Raw genomic sequence first — 16,258 nt, 5'->3', positions numbered from 1 at the left:
CTCCCCGACTTCCCCCCGTGCTTTTCCACCACGCGCACGTCGTGGATGGACATGCCCCGGTCCACGGCCTTGCACATGTCGTAGATGGTGAGCAGGGCCACCTGCACCGCCGTGAGGGCTTCCATCTCGACGCCGGTGGGGCCGACGGTTTCCACCGTTGCGGCACAAAATATGCCTGTAGTGCCCGGCTGTCGTGCGCTAGCAGCTTCAAATTCAATAGCAACGCGGGTCAACGCCAGCGGGTGGCACAGCGGGATGAGGTCGCTGGTTTTCTTGGCGGCCATGATGCCGGCGATGCGGGCGATGCCCAGCACGTCGCCTTTTTTGGCGGTGCCGGCTTCGATGAGGGCCATAGTGGCGGGCAGCATTTCGATGCGGCCGCTGGCGATGGCGATGCGGTGCGTGGCGGCCTTGGCGGCCACGTCGACCATGTGGGCTTGGCCCTGGGCGTCAAAGTGGGTGAGTGCGGACATGGCGGGGGTAACCAGGTGAATCGGTGGGGAACATTCGGGCAAAGGGGCATCATACGTGCATGTGGAATAGCAAATGCACCCCTTCCAGGCCGTGGGCCGATGTCTCTGCAGCAGCACAGAAAATCAAGCCAAATATGCCCTTGGTGCATGCTGGACGTGCGCTAGTAGCTTCTTTATTGATAGCAATGGGCGCGGGTGCCGCGCTGCCCGCTGCTGCCCAGTCCAGCTTGCCCACCCTGGGCGATGGCAGCGCCCTCACCACGGGCGAAGAGCGCCGGCTGGGCGACCGCATCATCCGCGAGCTGTACCGCGACCCCGATTACATCGACGACCCGGTGCTGGTGGAATATGTGCAGGGGCTGTGGCAGGCGCTGCTGGCGGCTGCGCGCGCGCGCGGCGAGCTCTCGCCCGAGCTGGATGAGCGCTTTGCCTGGGAGGTGCTGCTGGGGCGTGACCGCACGGTGAATGCCTTTGCGCTGCCCGGTGGCTACCTGGGTGTGCACCTGGGCCTGATTGGCGTGGTGGCCACGCGTGACGAGCTGGCCTCGGTGCTGGCACACGAGCTGAGCCACGTCACCCAGCGCCATATCTCGCGCCTGATCGCGCAGCAAAGCCGCCAGACGCCGCTGCTGGTGGGCGCCATGGTGCTGGCCGCCCTGGCCGCCAGCAAGAACCCGGGGGCCGCGCAGGCCATGGTGGTGGGCGGCCAGGCGGTGGCCATGCAGAACCAGCTCAATTTTTCGCGCGACATGGAGCGCGAGGCGGATCGCATCGGCTATGGGTTGATGGAGCCTTCGGGGTTTGCGCCGCAGGGTTTTGTGGGCATGTTCGACAAGCTGCAGCAGGCCAACCGCCTCAATGACAACGGCTCGTGGCCCTATTTGCGCAGCCACCCGTTGACCACCCAGCGCATGGCTGACATGCAGTCGCGGCTACCGCCCGGCGGCGCGGCGCAGCCTGTGGCACCCAGCCTGGAGCACGCCATGGTGGCCGCACGGGCCCGCGTGTTGTCAAACCCCGGGGTGGATGCATTGCGGCTGTGGATTGCCGAGCCCCAGAGCACCGGCTTTGCCAGCCAGCCCGCCGCCCGCCGTGCTGCGGCCTGGTACACCGCCGCGCTGGCGAGCAGCCAGCTGCGGGATTTTGCGGCGGCACGCACGGCCCAGGCAAAGCTGGATGAGGTGGTGCGGGGTGATGCCGCCGCCCACCGCCAGTCGCAGCGGCTGGCGGCCGAGATCGAGTTGGCCGCCGGGCTGCCCGAAGCGGCGCTGCAGCGGCTGCCCCAAGAGACAGGCAGGCCCGAGCTGGTGCTGCGCACGCAAGCCCTGCTGCGCGTGGGCCGACCGGCCGAGGTGACGGGGGCCCTGCAGACCTGGGTGGTCACGCATCCGCACGATGCTGCCGCATGGCAGCTGCTGGCAAGTGCGTGGCAGGCGCAGGGGCAGCCACTGCGGGCCGTGCGCGCCGAGGCTGAATCGCACGCCGCGCGCTACGACTACGCGGCAGCGGTAGACCGCTTCAAGGCCGGGCAGGACTTGGCGCGCAAAAGCAGCAGTGCTGCCGACTACATCGAGGCGTCCATCATCGATACGCGATTGCGCGCGATGGAGCTACTTCTTAAAGAGCAGGCCGCCGAGCGCTGATTCGATCAGCAAACCCAGCACCGAATAAATCAGCGAGCCCAGCAGCGCAGCGCCAAAGCCCGTGACATGAAAACCGCCCAGCACCCCCGCTGCAGCCCAGAACATGAAGGCGTTGATCACAAAGAGAAACAGGCCCACGGTGACGATGGTCACCGGCAGCGTCAGCACCACCAGCACGGGGCGCAACACGGCGTTGAACAGGCCAATGACAAACGCCGCAATCAGCGCCGAGGTGAAGCTTTGCACTTGCACGCCGCTGTAGAGGTAAGCCACCAGCAGCAGCGCCGCAGCGCTGAGCAGCCATTTGAGTAGGAGTTTCATGCGCGCAGAATAGCACCGCGCGGGCGGTGGCGGCTTTCATCTAACGCGGAGCCACAGGCTGTTCGGGAGGAGTCCTTGAGCGGGCTTTGGACAGGCCCATCGAAGCCAAGGCGACTGGATCGGGGAATGCACAGCGCCCGCACAGTGCCCAGCCGGGTCCGCAGGCCAGGTAAGGTGCCCGGATACGGCTGTCGGCATGGCGCCGTGGTCGCAGCGCCAGGAGCGGTCGGATCGGCGGCGGCGTCCGGCCTTCCGGGCCGCCAACTGTCCGCCACGAGGGCAGAGCTGCCGAACATGGGCTGCGTCGTCCGCCAACACAACGATGTCCACTCGACCTTCGATATTGGAGGGGCCAATGACAAAGGGAGCGCAAGGCCCCCTTTGTGTCACTCAGTGCGCCGGTTGGCGCGCAGGTTAAGTGTCAGATCGCCATCAGCCCTGAGCGGGCGCAGCGGCTGCGCGGCGCGCCAGAATGGCGCGGCCCGCCAGCAACACCAGCAGTGCACCTGCCACGCTGGCTGCGTAGCGGATGGTGTCGGTTTGCGCGATCTTGAACATCCACTGCCACTTGTCGGGGTTGGCAAAAACGGGGTCGGTTACCAGCATGCCGCCCGCAATCCAGCCCAGCAGCATGCCGCCGAGCGTGATGATCATCGGGAAGCGCTCCATGAGCTTGATGACCAGCTGGCTGCCCCAGACGATGATCGGGATCGAGATCAGCAGGCCCAGCACCACCAGCAGGAACTGGTGCTCACCAGCGTTCTGCGCGGCACCGGCAATGGCGATCACGTTGTCCACGCTCATCACCAGGTCGGCCACGATGATGGTCTTGATGGCCGCCAGCAGCTTGTCGCTGGTCTGGATGTCGCCATGGCCTTCTTCGTCCGGGGCCAGCAGTTTCACGCCAATCCACACCAGCAGCAGCGCGCCCACGAACTTGAGGAACGGCAGTGCCAGCAGCGTCATGGCAAACGCGATCAGGATCACGCGCAGCACGATGGCGCCAGCGGTGCCCCAGATGATGCCCTTGGCACGCTGGGCCGGCGGCAGCTTGCGGCAGGCCAGGGCAATGACCACCGCGTTGTCGCCGCCCAGCAGGATGTCGATGATGATGATCTGGCCGAGTGCGAGCCAGAATTCGGGCGATGCCAAAAAGTCCATAAATTCCTCAATAACAATAGGCAAAAGGACGACCTGGCAGCCACTGTAGCGCCGAGACCATCCAGGGGATAGGGGGGGCCGTGGTGGGCGGATCAAGGGCGCTGCGCAAACAGCAGGGTTGTGACGGGACGCCTTGATCAGCCCACGATGGGCCCATCAAAGGTCTTGCTCGGCCTCACACCCTGGTGGGTGCCAAACCCGGACCGCCGGAAGCGATGCTTCGTGATGACGACGGTTCCGATGCCATGCCCACGATCGCCATTGACTGCCACGGCCGGAACGCATGTCGGGAGCTACTCCCCTTCGAAGCGGCGATTGGAACACAGGCCGCGCCGCGCGTGCAAGCCAGAGGCCATGGCAGCGCCCGTTTTTTTTCAAGGAAAATTGGCCTCAAGCGCTTGATGGATAAGCGCAAGCAGCTATTAAAACAGGAGTTCACAAAGCCCGACCGGGCACCCTGCGCCGTTATTGAACTGTTGCTGCACCGTCCCTGCACCGCGCAGGGCCACCGGCGCGGCTCCTCACCCACTGCGCCCGGCGCCACTATCATCCACGCCCTGTTGCTCTTATTGCAACTGCACGCCATGGCCGCCATCCACATCACCGACATCGAAGCCGCCATCAACCACTGGCGCGAGCGCGCGCCCGCCAGTGGCGGGGCAGTGCTGGCGCCTGAGATCAGCGCGCTGGGTGAGGTGTATGCGCTCATGGTGTACCGCCACCAAGACGAAACCGATGAGCACAGCCTGCCTGCGCCAGCGCGTGCCGCCTGGCTGGCCTGGTACGACACCACGCCCGACACGCCATGCATTGCCATCTGCTCCACCAGCCAGGGCGACGACTGGTGCAAGGGCTGCGGGCGCAGCTTTGACGAAGTGCAGTTCTGGCCGGCCATGGGCCCCGCAGAAAAACGGGCGGTGTGGCGCCGCATCACGCAGGAGCACACCGCTTGGCGCTTCAACCGCTATGCCGAGCGCGCGGCAGAGGGGCGCACCGGCGCAGCGCCGGGCGCCATCGGCGCTGCCGCAACATCGTCATGATGCCGTCCTGACGCCGCATCCAGGCCTGGCGGCACCCGCCGCGCACAACCCGGCCCTGTACGCCCCGCCCACAAAGCGCTATGGTGGGGCCATGCTGCGTCTTACCCAGGCCCCCAACATCGCCATTGCCACCCTGTGGGCCGACCTGCTGTGCGAGGCGGGCATGACGGCGTCGGTGCAGCGGCAATACCTGGGGGCCGCCGCCGGACACCTGCCGCCCGACCAGTGTTTGCCCGAAATCTGGCTGCAATACGACGAACACGCCACCCGCGCCCGCGCCTTGCTGCAGGATCTGCAAGACCTGCCCCAGCGCCGCTGGCATTGCCGCTGCGGCGAAATGGTGGAAGGCGGCTTCGAGCAATGCTGGCAGTGCGGCGCCCTCATGCCGCGCGACTGACGCTCTTGTTTTGATAGCTGCTAGCGCTTTCAGAACAAGCGCCAGTGGGCTATTTCACTTGAAACCCAGGCGCTTTATTCCGTTTCCAAATCATTCGTGTCTAGGCGCGACGCCGCAGGCAGTGCGGTAGCACGACAAGGCGAAGCAACAACGACACGGAGGATTTAGAAATGGAATCACTTCCAGCGCACCGGCTCCACATGCACGCTGCCTTGGGTGCTGCTCAGCGTGATGGCGCCTTCCTGCACCGTGGCCTGCAGCTGCATGCTGCGCTCGGCCAGCTGTGCCAGCGCCTGCGAGGCCTCGGTGGGAATGCGCCAGACCTGCAGTTTTTCCAGGCGCGAGAGCTTCGGCTGGATGCCCTTCCACCAGATCTCGGCAGCGTGATTGAAGCAGTACACGATCACCGAATCGGCCTTGCTGCAGGCCTTGGTGAGCGGCTTGTCTTCGGGCTGGCCCACCTCGATCCACACGCGCTTGCGGCCGGTGAAGTCGGTCAGCGAGGCATCGGGGTCATCGGGGTCGGACAGCCCCGCGCCAAAGGCCAGAGTGGCGTCGCCGTTGCACAGGCCATTGAGCTGGTGCGCGGCAATGGCCAGCGCCGCCAGCCGCACCATCATGCGCTCGTCGGTCTCGCTGGGGTGGCGGGCCAGCGTGAGCGCGTGGTCGGCGTAGTAGCCATGGTCGATGTCGGCGATTTGCAGGTTCGCCTTGAAGATGGTGGATTTGATGGCCATGGGCAGTACCAGTGAAATGGGGGGCGGGCGCAGACCCGAAAAAAGCAATGCCCTGGGGGCGCCAGGGCATCAAAACAATAGCTGCTCGCGCTTATCGGGTAAGCGCTAGAGGCCCAAAAGACTGCAAACTATTCGATTCACACCCGGCGCGCCAGCTCAGCCGCCTTGCCGGTGTAGCTGCCGGGCGTCATGGCCAGCAGGCGGTCTTTTTCGGCCTGCGGGATGTCGAGCGAGCGGATCAGGCCGTGCAGCGCCTCGGCCGTCACGGTCTTGCCACGGGTCACTTCCTTGAGCTTTTCGTAGGCGCCCTGCACGCCATAGCGGCGCATCACGGTCTGGATGGGCTCGGCCAGCACTTCCCAGGCGGCGTCCAGGTCTTCGGCCAGGGCTTCTTCGTTGAGTTCGAGCTTGTTCAGGCCGGTGAGCAGCGAGGCATAGGCCAGCGCGGCATAGCCCAGGGCCACGCCCATGTTGCGCAGCACGGTGCTGTCGGTCAGGTCGCGCTGCCAGCGGCTGATGGGCAGTTTTTCCGAGAGGTGGCGCAGCAGTGCGTTGGCCAGGCCCAGGTTGCCTTCGGCGTTTTCAAAGTCGATCGGGTTGACCTTGTGCGGCATGGTGCTGGAGCCAATCTCGCCGGCCTTCAGGCGCTGCTTGAAGTAGCCCAGGCTGACATAGCCCCAGATGTCGCGCGAGAGGTCTACCAAAATGGTGTTGGCGCGCGCCACGGCATCAAACAGCTCGGCCATGTAGTCGTGCGGCTCGATCTGGATGCTGTAGGGCTGGAACGTGAGGCCCAGGCCCAGGGGCTCGGGCGTTTCGATGACCTTCTTGCTGAAGGCTTCCCAGTCAAAGTCGGGCCAGGCCGAGAGGTGGGCGTTGTAGTTGCCCACGGCGCCGTTCATCTTGCCCAGGATCTTGACGGCGGCAATGCGCTCGCTGGCGGCCTGCAGGCGCATGAGCACGTTGGCCATTTCCTTGCCCACGGTGGTGGGGCTGGCGGTCTGGCCGTGCGTGCGGCTGAGCATGGGCACGTCGGCAAAGGCGTGGGACATTTCGCGCAGTTTGAGGATGATGCGGTCCAGCCCCGGCAGCACCACCTGGTCGCGGCCCGAGCGCAGTTGCAGGGCGTGGCTGGTGTTGTTGATGTCTTCGCTGGTGCAGGCAAAGTGCACGAATTCCGATGCTTTTTCGAGCTCGGGGCGCGCTTCAAACTTGGCCTTGATCCAGTATTCGACGGCTTTCACGTCGTGGTTGGTGGTTTTCTCGATCTCCTTGATGGCAGCCGAATCGGCCTCGGAGAAGTTCTTGATCAAGCCCAGCAAATAGGCGCGGGCGCCCGTGGTGAGGGGCTTGAACTCGGCAAAACCGGCATCCGACAGCGCGATAAACCAGGCCACCTCCACCTGGACACGGCGCTGCATGTAGCCGTGCTCGCTCATGATGGGCCGAAGTGCGGCAAGTTTTGTGGCATAACGGCCGTCAAGCGGCGACAGGGCAGTGATGGTGGACAGGCTCATGGCGCAAGATTGTAGGCCGCGCACCACCGTGGGTTTCCGGGGGGCGGCTGCCGATAGAATCCAACGCGTATGGACCAGCCCACCCCGCGCAATGGAAGAAACATGAAACTGATCGGTTCCAACGCCAGCCCCTACGTACGCAAGGTACGCATCGTGATGGCAGAAAAAAAGCTCGACTACCAGTTCGTGCAGGAAAACGTCTGGGCTGATGAGACCGGCATTTCCAAATCCAACCCGCTGGGCAAGGTGCCCTGCCTGGTGATGGAGGGCGGCGAGGCGGTGTTTGATTCCCGTGTGATCGTGGAATATCTGGACACGCTGTCGCCCGTGGGCAAGCTTATTCCTGCGCAGGGACGCGAACGCGCCGAGGTCAAGACCTGGGAAGCGCTGGCCGATGGAATGGTGGACGCGGCCATCCTGGCGCGCCTGGAAGCCACCTGGGCGGGCCGCAAGGACAGCGAACGCAGCCAGGCCTGGATCGACCGCCAGCTGGGCAAGGTGCACGCCAGCCTCAAGTCCATGAGCCAGGGCCTGGGCGACAAGCCGTTTTGCAGCGGCATCCACCTGAGCCTGTCGGACATCGCTGTGGGCTGCGCGCTGGGCTGGCTGGAGTTCCGGTTTCCCCAGATCGCCTGGCGTGCCGAATATCCCAACCTGGACAAACTGCTCGACAAGCTGATGCAGCGCGCAAGCTTTGCGGATACCAAGCCGGTCTGAGCACTAACGGGCTTGATGCCACCCAAAAAGATGCCGGCGCAAGCCGGCATTCTTGTTTCTGAGACAGGCGCAAAGCGCTATTGCGCCGCGCGCCGCCGCAGCCAGCGCATCAGCGCGCCCACCACGGGCAGTTTTTCGTACAGCTCTTCGGCGGCATCCCAATAGTCGCGGTGCAGCACGATCAGGCCTTGAGTGTCCAGCACCAGGTGCGAGGCGCCGCGCACCGTCTGGGGTTCGCCGCGGTGAAAGTTCTTGAATTCAAACAAGAAATCCCAGGTCAAAAAACATTGCTGCCCCTGCACCACGCGGCCGGTGACCACAAAGCGGGGCTGGTCGAGCGCCACATACATGTGCTCAAAAATCTGCTGAATGGGCTTGACGCCGCAAACCTCGTTGAACGGATCTTTAAAGCGTGCATCGGGCGCATAGATGCGATCAATGGCTGCCAGGTTGGCAGGCGTGATGTGCTCAAAGAAGGCCACCACGCGGGTAACGGCGTCTTCCATGCTGGGGGCGTCGGGGTGTGGCATCAAAGTCCCGTAAAGCGGCGCACTGCCGGAAAATACCACCGGTACGGTAACACCCGCAGTAGTTTCATCACCCGCGTAAAGCGTTTGGGGAAGTGGATGTCGAAATGCCCCCGCTCCCAGCCCTGCACGATGGCGGCGGCGGCGGCCTCGGGCGAGATGAGCGCGGGCATGGTGAAGTCGTTGCCTGCCGTGAGCGGCGTGGCCACAAAGCCGGGGTTGATCACGCTCACGCCCATGCCCAGGTCGTGCAGATCCAGGTACAGCGCCTCGGCCAGGTTGATGAGCGCGGCCTTGGTGGGCCCGTAGGCCAGGCTTTTGGGCAGGCCCCGAAAGCCCGCCACGCTGCTGATCACGCTGATATGCCCGGGGCGCCCGGCCTGTGCCGCCGTCAGCATGGGCGGCAACACGGCGGCCAGCACATGCAGCACGCCGTTGTAGTTGATGTGCTCGTGGCGCAGCATCACGGCCAGATCGAAATCGGTGGCGCGTATGTCGCGGTAGTAGCCTGCGCAGTAGCACACCAGGTCGGGCGCGCCGCCGGCCAGCACCTGGGCCGCGGCGGCCTGCACCTGTTCGGGCTCTGCCGTGTCCATCGGCATGGCCATGCTGCCGGGGTGCTGGGCGACAAAGGCATGGAGCGCATCACCGTTGCGCGCTGACACGATGACCTGCGCACCGCGCGCATGCAGCGCGGCGGCCGTGGCCCGGCCAATGCCGCTGCTGGCCCCGATCAGCCAGGCACGGCGGCCACGCCAGTCGCGCAGGGGGGGGTTGAGGCTCATGCTGCGCGTTTGGTGAAGGACAGTGTGATCTCGCCCAGCCGGAATCCGAGCTTGCTCATGGTGGCGCGGTTGAGCATCACGCGGTCGTCAATGAGGTACATCCAGTCGTCCAGATCGACGTTGTAGACCTTGCCATCCACGGGCAACGCCAGCGTGTAGGTCCAGCGAAAGGCGTTGCCGCGCGTTTGCCCGTTGGCCGTGCCCACCACGTCGTCGGCGGTGCCGGTGTAGCGGCCGTCAGCGTGCTTTGTCAGGCGCCAGATGCGCCGCTGCGTGGTGCCGTCCGAGTAGGTGAAGGCCTCGTCCAGTACGCCCTGGTTGCCCTTCCACTCGCAGTCCATGACCACGGTGAAGCGTTTGACGATGCGGCCGCCACGGTCCTGGAAGATGCCATGCGCGTCAATGGTGCCGTTGAAATACTGCGCAAGGTCCAGCACCGGTTTTTCGCTGGCATAGCCGTCAATGCTCTGGCTGGCGCAGCCAGACAGGACCACGGGCGCAGCCACAGCGGCCGAAAGGAGGAGGCGTCGTTGCATCATGGTGGGGTGCCTTGGGGTCGGTTCGTACAAAGGGTTGGCGTGGCCTGCAGGGGCCGAAGGATGAGCGCATACAGTGCTGCCGCCGCCATCAGCTTGAGCAGGCAGGGCAGCACCGCATAGGCCAGGCCCAGGGTCTGCAGGCCGTCTTCGCTGCGGGTGCCGGGCGTGTAGCCCAGCCAGCCCAGCAGCGGTAGCGCCAGGCCTGCGGCCAGCGCCAGGTTGAGCTTGGTCGCAAAGTTCCACCAGCCAAAATAGGCGCCTTCGTGCTGGCCGCTATCGCCCTCGGCCGCAATCACGCCGGCCAACAGGGCGCTGGGCAGGGCCAGGTCGGTGCCAAGCGCCACGCCGGACAGCGCACAGACCACCAGGAACGGCAGGGTGTCGCCCGCCCCCAGAAAGGCGGTCCACACAAACACCGCAATCGCGAGCAACATGCCGGCCAGCCAGGTGCGCGCCAGACCAAAGCGGCCCACGGCGTGCAACCACAGCGGGATGGACAGTGCGGCGCAGACGAAATACGCCGCCAGGAACATGGGCTCTTGTGCGGGCGGGGCCTGCAGCCGGTCCTGGATGAAAAACAGCACCAGCGTGGCCGGGATGGCGCTGGCAATGCCATTGAGCATGAACACCGCCAGCAGGCGGCGGAACGCGGGGCGCCCCCACGGCCGCCACAGGCTGGCGCGTTGCGGCGGTCGATAGACCCCGGCCACGGCGCCCCCATGGGCCGCAGGGCGCGGCGCCTGCGTCCAGGCCCACCAGCCCAGCAGCAAGGTGATGGCAAACACCGCCAGCATGACCGGCAGGCCCAGCAGCGCGGGCAACACCGAGGCCAGCACCACCCCCACCAGCGCAGCGCCCTCGCGCCAGGCCACGATGCGGCCGCGCTGCAGCTCGTCGCCACCCAGGCGCGCCCCCCACGACTGGTGCGCAATGCTCAGCTGGCTGTAGGCGGTGTAAGTGATGAGCAGCGCGATGAGCGCCCAAGCCACGAGCGCATCGGGGCCGCGCACCGCCGGAAAGAACAGGCTGATCAACCCGAGCGCCAGCACCCCGGCCGACAGCGCGCCCACACCCAGCACCGCCCGCACCGAGCGACCAAACAGGTGGTCGGACAGGCGGCCCAGCAGCGGGTCGGAGATGGCATCGAACAGTCGCGCCGCCAGCAGCACCGCGCCCAGCGTGGCCAGCGGCATGCCGAACTCGCGTGCGTAGTGGTTGGGCAGCAGCACATACAGCGGCAGCGCCACAAACGCCAGCGGCAGGCCAAGCAGCCCGTAGGCCAGGCCGTGGCGGGCACGCAGTGGCGCTGCCTGGGGTGTCATGGCTGGCCTGCGGCGCCGCGCGTGGCGGCCACGAGTTCCTGGCGCAGCCCGGGTTCGGAGGTCTGGGGCGACAGCCAGATGCCGAAGAACAGGCGCGAGAAGTCGGCATCGGGCACCTCGCCCACCACACGACCGCCCATCTTGAACACGGCGCCCGCGCCGGGCTGGTACAGGCCCAGCAGCCGATCCCCCGGCTTCACATCGGGCAGCGCGGCAGCCAGTGCCTGCTGCCAGCGCGTGGCCTGCTGGGGCGTGAAGCTGCCCACGCGGCGCATCTCCTCGATCGAGCGCTTGGCGATGGCGTCGGCGGTGAAATTGCGCTGGTAGGTGAGCTCCAGCGCCAATGGCTGGGCAGCGTAGTTGTCGGCATCAAAGCCGGGTTGCACCCACAGGCGCGCGCGGTAGATCTCGAAGCCCAAAAACCGCAGCACGCCCTCGCCTGCCATGCGTGTGCCCGCCAGCGGTGGGGTGGCGGCCAGGGGGGACGCATGGGCCGGGGCCACCTGTGCCAAAGCAAGATTTGAATGAAAAGTGGCTGTAGCGCTTATCAATAAAGCGGTAATAGCTATTATTTTCATAGTGAAATCACGCCTTGACCAAGGTGTACTGCACGAGGTCGATGTTGCGCATGGCAAACGCGGCTTCGCAGTAGGCCAGGTAGAACTCCCAGATGTGCATGAAGCGCTGGTCAAACCCGAGCTGCAGGATCTGCGTGCGCTGCGCCAGAAAGCGCTCGCGCCAGCGTTTGAGGGTTTCGGCGTAGTCCTGGCCAAACGCAAACTCGTCCACCACGCGCAGGCCCGCCGCCTCGGCCTCGCGCCGGAACTCGCGTGGGCAGGGCAGGCAGCCGCCCGGAAAGATGTACTGCTGGATGAAGTCGGTGGAGCTGATGTAGCGCGCAAACAGGCTGTCGTCGATAACGATGCTCTGGATGCAGGCCTTGCCCCCGGGCTTGAGCAGGCGGTTGACCGACTGGAAATAGGTGGGCCAGTATTCGCGGCCCACGGCCTCGACCATTTCGATGGAGCAGACCGCGTCGTAGGGGCCGTCGTCGATGTCGCGGTAGTCCTGCAGCCGCAAATCGGCCTTGTTCTCCACCCCATGCGCCGCCATGCGCTTTTGCGCAAACGCGAGCTGCTCGGTCGAAAGCGTCACGCCCGTGAGGGATGCCCCAAACTCGGTGGTAGCCATCTCGGCCAGGGCGCCCCAGCCGCAGCCGATCTCCAGCACGCGGTCACCTGCCTGCACGCCCGCCATGCGCAATGCGCGGCGCACCTTGGCGTGCTGGGCCACGCGCATGTCGCCGCCCGCATCGCCTTCGAACCAGGCGGACGAATAGTTCATCGTGTCGTCCAGCCACAGCGCGTAAAACGCGTTGCCCAGGTCGTAGTGGGCATGGATGTTTTTCTGGCTGTTGGCGCGCGTGTTGCGGTTGAGCAGGTGCTTGATGCGGTACAGCAGCCGCCCGGCCCAGGTGCCGTAGATCACGCCTTCGACCTGCTGGCGGTTGGCGATGAAAAGCTTGAGCAGGTCGGTGAGGTGCGGTGTGGTCCAGTCGCCCGCAATGTAGCTTTCGGCAAACCCGATATCGCCCGACCGGAGCGCGGCGCTGCACACGTTCCAGTTCTTGAGCGTGATCGCGGCCGATGGGCCGTTGCCGTGCCCGAAATGCTGCAGCGTTCCATCGGGCAGCTGCACGGTGAGGTGGCCATGCTGCAGCCGCTGCAAAAGCCTGAGGGCCGTGCGCGCCGCAGCGGGTGTGCCCGCAGGCAGGGCCTGGGCAGAGCGGGGAGCGGTGGTGGTGTTCATGGCGGTCTCGCGGGACTGGGGCGACATGGAGATCAACGGGTCACGGTGGAGGCGGGTGCCTCGGGTTTGCGATGGAACCGCACGCGCTTGAGCCAAAGGCGCAGCGCATGCCAGTGAATACGGGCCACAACGGCCAGCGTCATGGCGGGGTAGCCCCACAGCGCATGGCGCAGGGTCTGGGCGGTGATGGCGTGCAGGGTGCCGCTCACGCTGGTCTGGATCAGCGGGCCGGTGTCGTCGTCGTGGTCGATGCGCACCACGGTGCGGCCTGCGTCGGCCGCGCTGGCGGGCGTGCGCATGAAGCGAAACCGGTAGCCCCCGCTCACCTCGCAAAACGGCGACACATGGAACACCTTGCGCGCCTGCAGTTCCACGCCGTATTGCGGCGCATCGAGCAGGTAGCAGTGGCGCTCGCCAAAGGTGTTGTTGACCTCCACCACGATGGCGCGCAGGCTGCCATCGCTGCGGTGGCAGTACCAGAAGCTCACGGGCTTGAAGGTGTAGCCCAGCACACGCGGGTAGCAGTGCAGCCAGACCTCGCCGGTGGCTTCGGTGATGCCTTCGGTGCGCAGCAGTTCGTCGAGCCAGGCCAGCGCCCCGCCCTGTGCGGCGCTGCGGCCGTCGCCATGGTCCACGTCATGAAAGCTGATGGCGCCACGCCGGTTCACCGCCAGCCTGCCGTGCGCGCTGGGTGCTCCGGCCAGGCTGCGCATCGGCAGCATGAGGAAGAACGTGCGGTAGGCAAACGCGTGTTTCTTGGGCCGCAGCCGCGTGTGACGCACCTGGCCAAAGCCGATCAGGGGCAAGGTGGGCGTGGCGGGCGCTGTCATGCGGCCTCCGCCAGCGTGGCGGGCATGGCTGCCAGCAGTTGCTGCGCCACGGCCAGGCCCGATTTGAGACCGTCCTCATGGAAGCCATAGCCCGTCCAGGCGCCGCAGAACCAGGTGTGCTGCTGCCCCTGCAGCGTGCCCACCTGCTGCTGCGCGCGGATGGCGGCCATGTCGAACACCGGGTGGGCGTATTCGTAGCTGCCGATCACGTGCTCGGGTGTTATGTCGCGCACCGGGTTGAGCGACACCACCACGGGCTGGGCAAAGGGCACGGGCTGCAGCTGGTTGATGAGGTAGTGCAGACACACCCGGGCCGACTCGCGGCTTGTCTGCTGGGCACGCTCGTAATTCCAAGCGGCCCACGCGGCGCGGCGCCGGGGCAGCACGGACGTGTCGGTGTGCAGCACGGCGCGGTTGGCCTGGTAGCGGATGGCGCCGAGCACGGCGCGCTCCTGCGTCGTGGGCTGGGCCAGCAGCGCAAGCGACTGGTCCGAATGCGTGGCCAGCACCACCTTGTCGAAGTGCTCCACCCGGCCGTCGGTGACTACGCGCACGCCAGCGGCATCGCGCTCGATGCGGCGCACGGGCGTGGACAAGCGCTTGTCGGCAATGCCCGCCACGATCTTGTCCACATAGTGGCGCGCGCCGCCGGCCACCGTCCACCACTGCGGGCGATTGCTGACCTGGATGAGACCGTGGTTGTGGCAGAACCGGATCATGGTGGCCACGGGGAATTTCAGCATCTGGTCGGTGGGGCAGCTCCAGATGCAGCCCAGCATGGGCAAGAAGTACCAGTCGCGGAAGGCATCGCCAAAGCGGTGCTGCTTAAGGAAATCGCCCAGCGGCTGCATCAGCGCCGCATCGGCCTGGGCGTGTGCAATGCGCGTGCACAGCTTGTTGAAGCGCAGCAGGTCGCGCAGCATGCCCAGAAAGCGCGGGTTGACCAGGTTGGTGCGCTGGGCAAACACGGTGCTGAGGTTGGTGCCGCTCCACTCCAGCGTGCGGCCGCCGCCCGAGCCACCCAAGGCGCCCGGCACCTGCACCGAGAAGGACATGTCCGACTTGGCGGTCTCCACGCCCAGATCGGCCAGCAAACGGATCAGGTGCGGGTAGGTGCGCTCGTTGAACACCAGAAATCCGGTGTCCACGCCGTGCGTGACGGGGGCGCCCGACGCATCGGGCAGCGTGACGTCCACGGTGTGGGTGTGGCCACCGAAATAGTCGCCCGCTTCATACAGGGTGATGTCGGCCTGGCCGCGCAGCTGGTGCGCGACAGAGAGGCCGGAGATGCCAGAGCCAATGATGGCGATTTTCACGGCCGGCCCCCTCTGGCCGGCGCCTGGAATAAAAGCGTTGCGAAGCGTCCCGAAACGAATAAGAGAGGGAGGGAGGAGAAGCGCTTCAGGAGGTCAGTCGGAACCCGGAGGGCCGAAAGGCTTCGCAACGTCAAAACGGTAAGGCGCTCAATGCGTCCTTGCAATAGACAGAATGGGGTTGTACCTCCAAAGTTCCAGCCCCGGGGGTGAAAAATATCAGAAAAACGTAACGAGGTCATGGAAATCACTTGGGTTGGGGTGCTGCCAGCTGCTGTTCGATGGCTCGCACCAGGCCCTTGCTGTCGGGCGCCGTCAGGCTCGAATAGCTGTCCACCAGCTGGCCGTTGCGCCCCAAAAGGTATTTGTGGAAATTCCAGCGTGGCGCCGTGCCCGACAACTGCGCGAGCTGGCGGTACAAAGGCGAGGCCTCTGGGCCCTTGACGCTGCTTTTGGCAAACATCGGAAATTTCACGCCAAAGGTGTTCTCGCAGAAGTCGGCAATCTGCTGATTGCTGCCGCTTTCCTGGGAGAAATCGTTGGATGGGAACCCGAGCACCACCAGCCCCTTGTCCTTGTAGCGGGCATACAGATCTTCCAGCCCCTTGTACTGGCCTGTGAAGCCGCAGTAGCTGGCGGTGTTGACGATCAGCACCACCTTGCCGCTGTACTGGCACAGCGACTGCGGCTTTTCGTCCTGCAGCCGGTCAAAGGTGTGCTGCAGTGTTGCCGGGCAGGCCTGCACCTCGCCAGCGTAAGCCGCACCACCGGTCAGCATCAACCCGGCCACGCCCGCAATGCGAAGGGCCATGGAAAGGCGAGAGAGGGATTTCATAGCGGGTTTCATGGTCGATTTCCTGATGGTTTGACTATTTCATCACAAATTGCCCCGTTTGGTATTTATTTATACCAAATAGTATGCGTGGCCGGGGTGCCATTGCCGTGGATTTTTTGCCCACGCTGTTTTTGTGGGGCCTGCGCTGCCGCGCAGTGGAGTCACATCGAGACGGGATTCACGACGCCAAAGCGGCGAGGAATGCGCCAGAGGGGCGGCGTGGGCGAACCGCGGCCGTGCGCGCGCACGTGGTGTGACGTTTTCCGGTAAGGGGCTGAGAACGGGGCGCACA

General features: G+C 65.4%; 18 protein-coding genes. 4 read left to right on the top strand and 14 right to left on the bottom strand.

The window, feature by feature from the left end:
* Positions 1-473, bottom strand: a 473-nt coding sequence (gene moaC / locus DTW89_RS05800; RefSeq protein ID WP_114655239.1) for a cyclic pyranopterin monophosphate synthase MoaC, incomplete at its 3' end; no start/stop codon positions are given.
* 185 nt (positions 474-658) lie between these two features.
* On the opposite strand from moaC, the gene DTW89_RS05795 reads away from it, so the two are divergent.
* Positions 659-2,116, top strand: coding sequence for a M48 family metalloprotease (locus DTW89_RS05795; protein ID WP_236637045.1), 1,458 nt, complete (start codon positions 659-661; stop codon positions 2,114-2,116).
* On the opposite strand, the gene DTW89_RS05790 is transcribed toward DTW89_RS05795, so the two are convergent.
* Both DTW89_RS05790 and DTW89_RS05785 read right to left on the bottom strand, forming a co-directional pair.
* Positions 2,084-2,437 carry a phage holin family protein gene (locus DTW89_RS05790; RefSeq protein ID WP_114655237.1) on the bottom strand — a complete coding sequence of 118 codons (354 nt, stop codon included), beginning with the start codon at positions 2,435-2,437 and terminating at the stop codon, positions 2,084-2,086. The two genes, DTW89_RS05795 and DTW89_RS05790, sit on opposite strands and share 33 nt — an antisense overlap.
* A gap of 432 nt (positions 2,438-2,869) precedes the next feature.
* Positions 2,870-3,598 carry a TerC family protein gene (locus tag DTW89_RS05785; protein WP_114655236.1) on the bottom strand — a complete coding sequence of 243 codons (729 nt, stop codon included), beginning with the start codon at positions 3,596-3,598 and terminating at the stop codon, positions 2,870-2,872.
* A 584-nt stretch (positions 3,599-4,182) separates the two neighbouring features.
* Between DTW89_RS05785 and DTW89_RS05780 the strand changes: the two genes are divergently transcribed.
* The gene (locus DTW89_RS05780; protein ID WP_114655247.1) at positions 4,183-4,638 is read left to right on the top strand and encodes a DUF3717 domain-containing protein; all 456 of its coding nucleotides are present in this window, start codon (positions 4,183-4,185) and stop codon (positions 4,636-4,638) included.
* A 91-nt stretch (positions 4,639-4,729) separates the two neighbouring features.
* Positions 4,730-5,035, top strand: coding sequence for a DUF2007 domain-containing protein (locus DTW89_RS05775; RefSeq protein WP_114655235.1), 306 nt, complete (start codon positions 4,730-4,732; stop codon positions 5,033-5,035).
* A gap of 176 nt (positions 5,036-5,211) precedes the next feature.
* Here the strand turns inward: DTW89_RS05775 and DTW89_RS05770 are convergent, their stop codons facing one another.
* Together DTW89_RS05770 and purB are read right to left on the bottom strand one after the other, a co-directional pair.
* On the bottom strand, positions 5,212-5,772 hold the full coding sequence (locus tag DTW89_RS05770; RefSeq protein ID WP_114655246.1) for a YaeQ family protein: 561 nt from the start codon (positions 5,770-5,772) through the stop codon (positions 5,212-5,214).
* A gap of 137 nt (positions 5,773-5,909) precedes the next feature.
* Entirely contained in the window at positions 5,910-7,289 is a 1,380-nt protein-coding gene (gene purB, locus DTW89_RS05765) for an adenylosuccinate lyase (RefSeq protein ID WP_114655234.1), read from the bottom strand.
* Between the two features lie 102 nt (positions 7,290-7,391).
* Between purB and DTW89_RS05760 the strand changes: the two genes are divergently transcribed.
* Positions 7,392-8,006, top strand: coding sequence for a glutathione S-transferase N-terminal domain-containing protein (locus DTW89_RS05760; RefSeq protein WP_114655245.1), 615 nt, complete (start codon positions 7,392-7,394; stop codon positions 8,004-8,006).
* A 77-nt stretch (positions 8,007-8,083) separates the two neighbouring features.
* On the opposite strand, the gene DTW89_RS05755 is transcribed toward DTW89_RS05760, so the two are convergent.
* The 9 genes from DTW89_RS05755 to DTW89_RS05715 all read right to left on the bottom strand — a co-directional run bounded on the left by DTW89_RS05755 (position 8,084) and on the right by DTW89_RS05715 (position 15,966).
* A complete protein-coding gene (locus DTW89_RS05755) occupies positions 8,084-8,536 on the bottom strand; it encodes a nuclear transport factor 2 family protein (RefSeq protein ID WP_114655233.1) in 453 nt (150 codons plus the stop codon).
* Complete coding sequence (locus tag DTW89_RS05750) at positions 8,536-9,318, bottom strand: SDR family NAD(P)-dependent oxidoreductase (protein ID WP_114655232.1); 783 nt, start codon at positions 9,316-9,318, stop codon at positions 8,536-8,538. Before DTW89_RS05750 ends, DTW89_RS05755 begins: the two co-directional genes overlap by 1 nt.
* A complete protein-coding gene (locus DTW89_RS05745) occupies positions 9,315-9,857 on the bottom strand; it encodes a DUF3833 domain-containing protein (protein ID WP_024813370.1) in 543 nt (180 codons plus the stop codon). Before DTW89_RS05745 ends, DTW89_RS05750 begins: the two co-directional genes overlap by 4 nt.
* The gene (locus DTW89_RS05740; RefSeq protein ID WP_114655231.1) at positions 9,854-11,179 is read right to left on the bottom strand and encodes an MFS transporter; all 1,326 of its coding nucleotides are present in this window, start codon (positions 11,177-11,179) and stop codon (positions 9,854-9,856) included. The genes DTW89_RS05745 and DTW89_RS05740 overlap by 4 nt, the downstream gene beginning before the upstream one ends.
* Positions 11,176-11,691 (bottom strand): chalcone isomerase family protein, encoded by a 516-nt coding sequence (locus DTW89_RS05735; RefSeq protein ID WP_442858097.1) that lies wholly within the window; start codon positions 11,689-11,691, stop codon positions 11,176-11,178. Before DTW89_RS05735 ends, DTW89_RS05740 begins: the two co-directional genes overlap by 4 nt.
* A 73-nt stretch (positions 11,692-11,764) precedes the next feature.
* Entirely contained in the window at positions 11,765-12,988 is a 1,224-nt protein-coding gene (locus DTW89_RS05730; RefSeq protein WP_114655229.1) for an SAM-dependent methyltransferase, read from the bottom strand.
* Positions 12,989-13,020: 32 nt separating this feature from the next.
* On the bottom strand, positions 13,021-13,818 hold the full coding sequence (locus DTW89_RS05725; protein WP_114655228.1) for a DUF1365 domain-containing protein: 798 nt from the start codon (positions 13,816-13,818) through the stop codon (positions 13,021-13,023).
* Complete coding sequence (locus tag DTW89_RS05720; protein WP_114655227.1) at positions 13,815-15,134, bottom strand: NAD(P)/FAD-dependent oxidoreductase; 1,320 nt, start codon at positions 15,132-15,134, stop codon at positions 13,815-13,817. Before DTW89_RS05720 ends, DTW89_RS05725 begins: the two co-directional genes overlap by 4 nt.
* A gap of 244 nt (positions 15,135-15,378) precedes the next feature.
* Positions 15,379-15,966: a glutathione peroxidase gene (locus DTW89_RS05715; RefSeq protein WP_442858096.1), complete on the bottom strand. Its 588-nt coding sequence runs from the start codon at positions 15,964-15,966 to the stop codon at positions 15,379-15,381.
* Positions 15,967-16,258 lie beyond the last annotated feature (292 nt).

It is taken from the genome of Acidovorax sp. BoFeN1, from assembly GCF_003345135.1.
GTDB classification, from domain to species: Bacteria; Pseudomonadota; Gammaproteobacteria; order Burkholderiales; family Burkholderiaceae_C; genus Acidovorax; species Acidovorax defluvii.
Note: the sequence above shows the minus strand (reverse complement) of the source record. Positions and strands in the feature narration are given on the sequence as shown.

What these genes read in the sequence shown, in the direction of transcription:
- DTW89_RS05785 (WP_114655236.1), bottom strand. Translation starts at nt 3,598, where the DNA reads ATGGACTTTTTGGCATCGCCCGAATTCTGGCTCGCACTCGGCCAGATC.
- DTW89_RS05790 (WP_114655237.1), bottom strand. Translation starts at nt 2,437, where the DNA reads ATGAAACTCCTACTCAAATGGCTGCTCAGCGCTGCGGCGCTGCTGCTG.
- DTW89_RS05760 (WP_114655245.1), top strand. Translation starts at nt 7,392, where the DNA reads ATGAAACTGATCGGTTCCAACGCCAGCCCCTACGTACGCAAGGTACGC.
- DTW89_RS05795 (WP_236637045.1), top strand. Translation starts at nt 659, where the DNA reads ATGGGCGCGGGTGCCGCGCTGCCCGCTGCTGCCCAGTCCAGCTTGCCC.
- DTW89_RS05770 (WP_114655246.1), bottom strand. Translation starts at nt 5,772, where the DNA reads ATGGCCATCAAATCCACCATCTTCAAGGCGAACCTGCAAATCGCCGAC.
- DTW89_RS05750 (WP_114655232.1), bottom strand. Translation starts at nt 9,318, where the DNA reads ATGAGCCTCAACCCCCCCCTGCGCGACTGGCGTGGCCGCCGTGCCTGG.
- DTW89_RS05715 (WP_442858096.1), bottom strand. Translation starts at nt 15,966, where the DNA reads ATGAAATCCCTCTCTCGCCTTTCCATGGCCCTTCGCATTGCGGGCGTG.
- DTW89_RS05730 (WP_114655229.1), bottom strand. Translation starts at nt 12,988, where the DNA reads ATGAACACCACCACCGCTCCCCGCTCTGCCCAGGCCCTGCCTGCGGGC.
- purB (WP_114655234.1), bottom strand. Translation starts at nt 7,289, where the DNA reads ATGAGCCTGTCCACCATCACTGCCCTGTCGCCGCTTGACGGCCGTTAT.
- DTW89_RS05725 (WP_114655228.1), bottom strand. Translation starts at nt 13,818, where the DNA reads ATGACAGCGCCCGCCACGCCCACCTTGCCCCTGATCGGCTTTGGCCAG.
- DTW89_RS05780 (WP_114655247.1), top strand. Translation starts at nt 4,183, where the DNA reads ATGGCCGCCATCCACATCACCGACATCGAAGCCGCCATCAACCACTGG.
- DTW89_RS05755 (WP_114655233.1), bottom strand. Translation starts at nt 8,536, where the DNA reads ATGCCACACCCCGACGCCCCCAGCATGGAAGACGCCGTTACCCGCGTG.
- DTW89_RS05775 (WP_114655235.1), top strand. Translation starts at nt 4,730, where the DNA reads ATGCTGCGTCTTACCCAGGCCCCCAACATCGCCATTGCCACCCTGTGG.
- DTW89_RS05740 (WP_114655231.1), bottom strand. Translation starts at nt 11,179, where the DNA reads ATGACACCCCAGGCAGCGCCACTGCGTGCCCGCCACGGCCTGGCCTAC.
- DTW89_RS05745 (WP_024813370.1), bottom strand. Translation starts at nt 9,857, where the DNA reads ATGATGCAACGACGCCTCCTCCTTTCGGCCGCTGTGGCTGCGCCCGTG.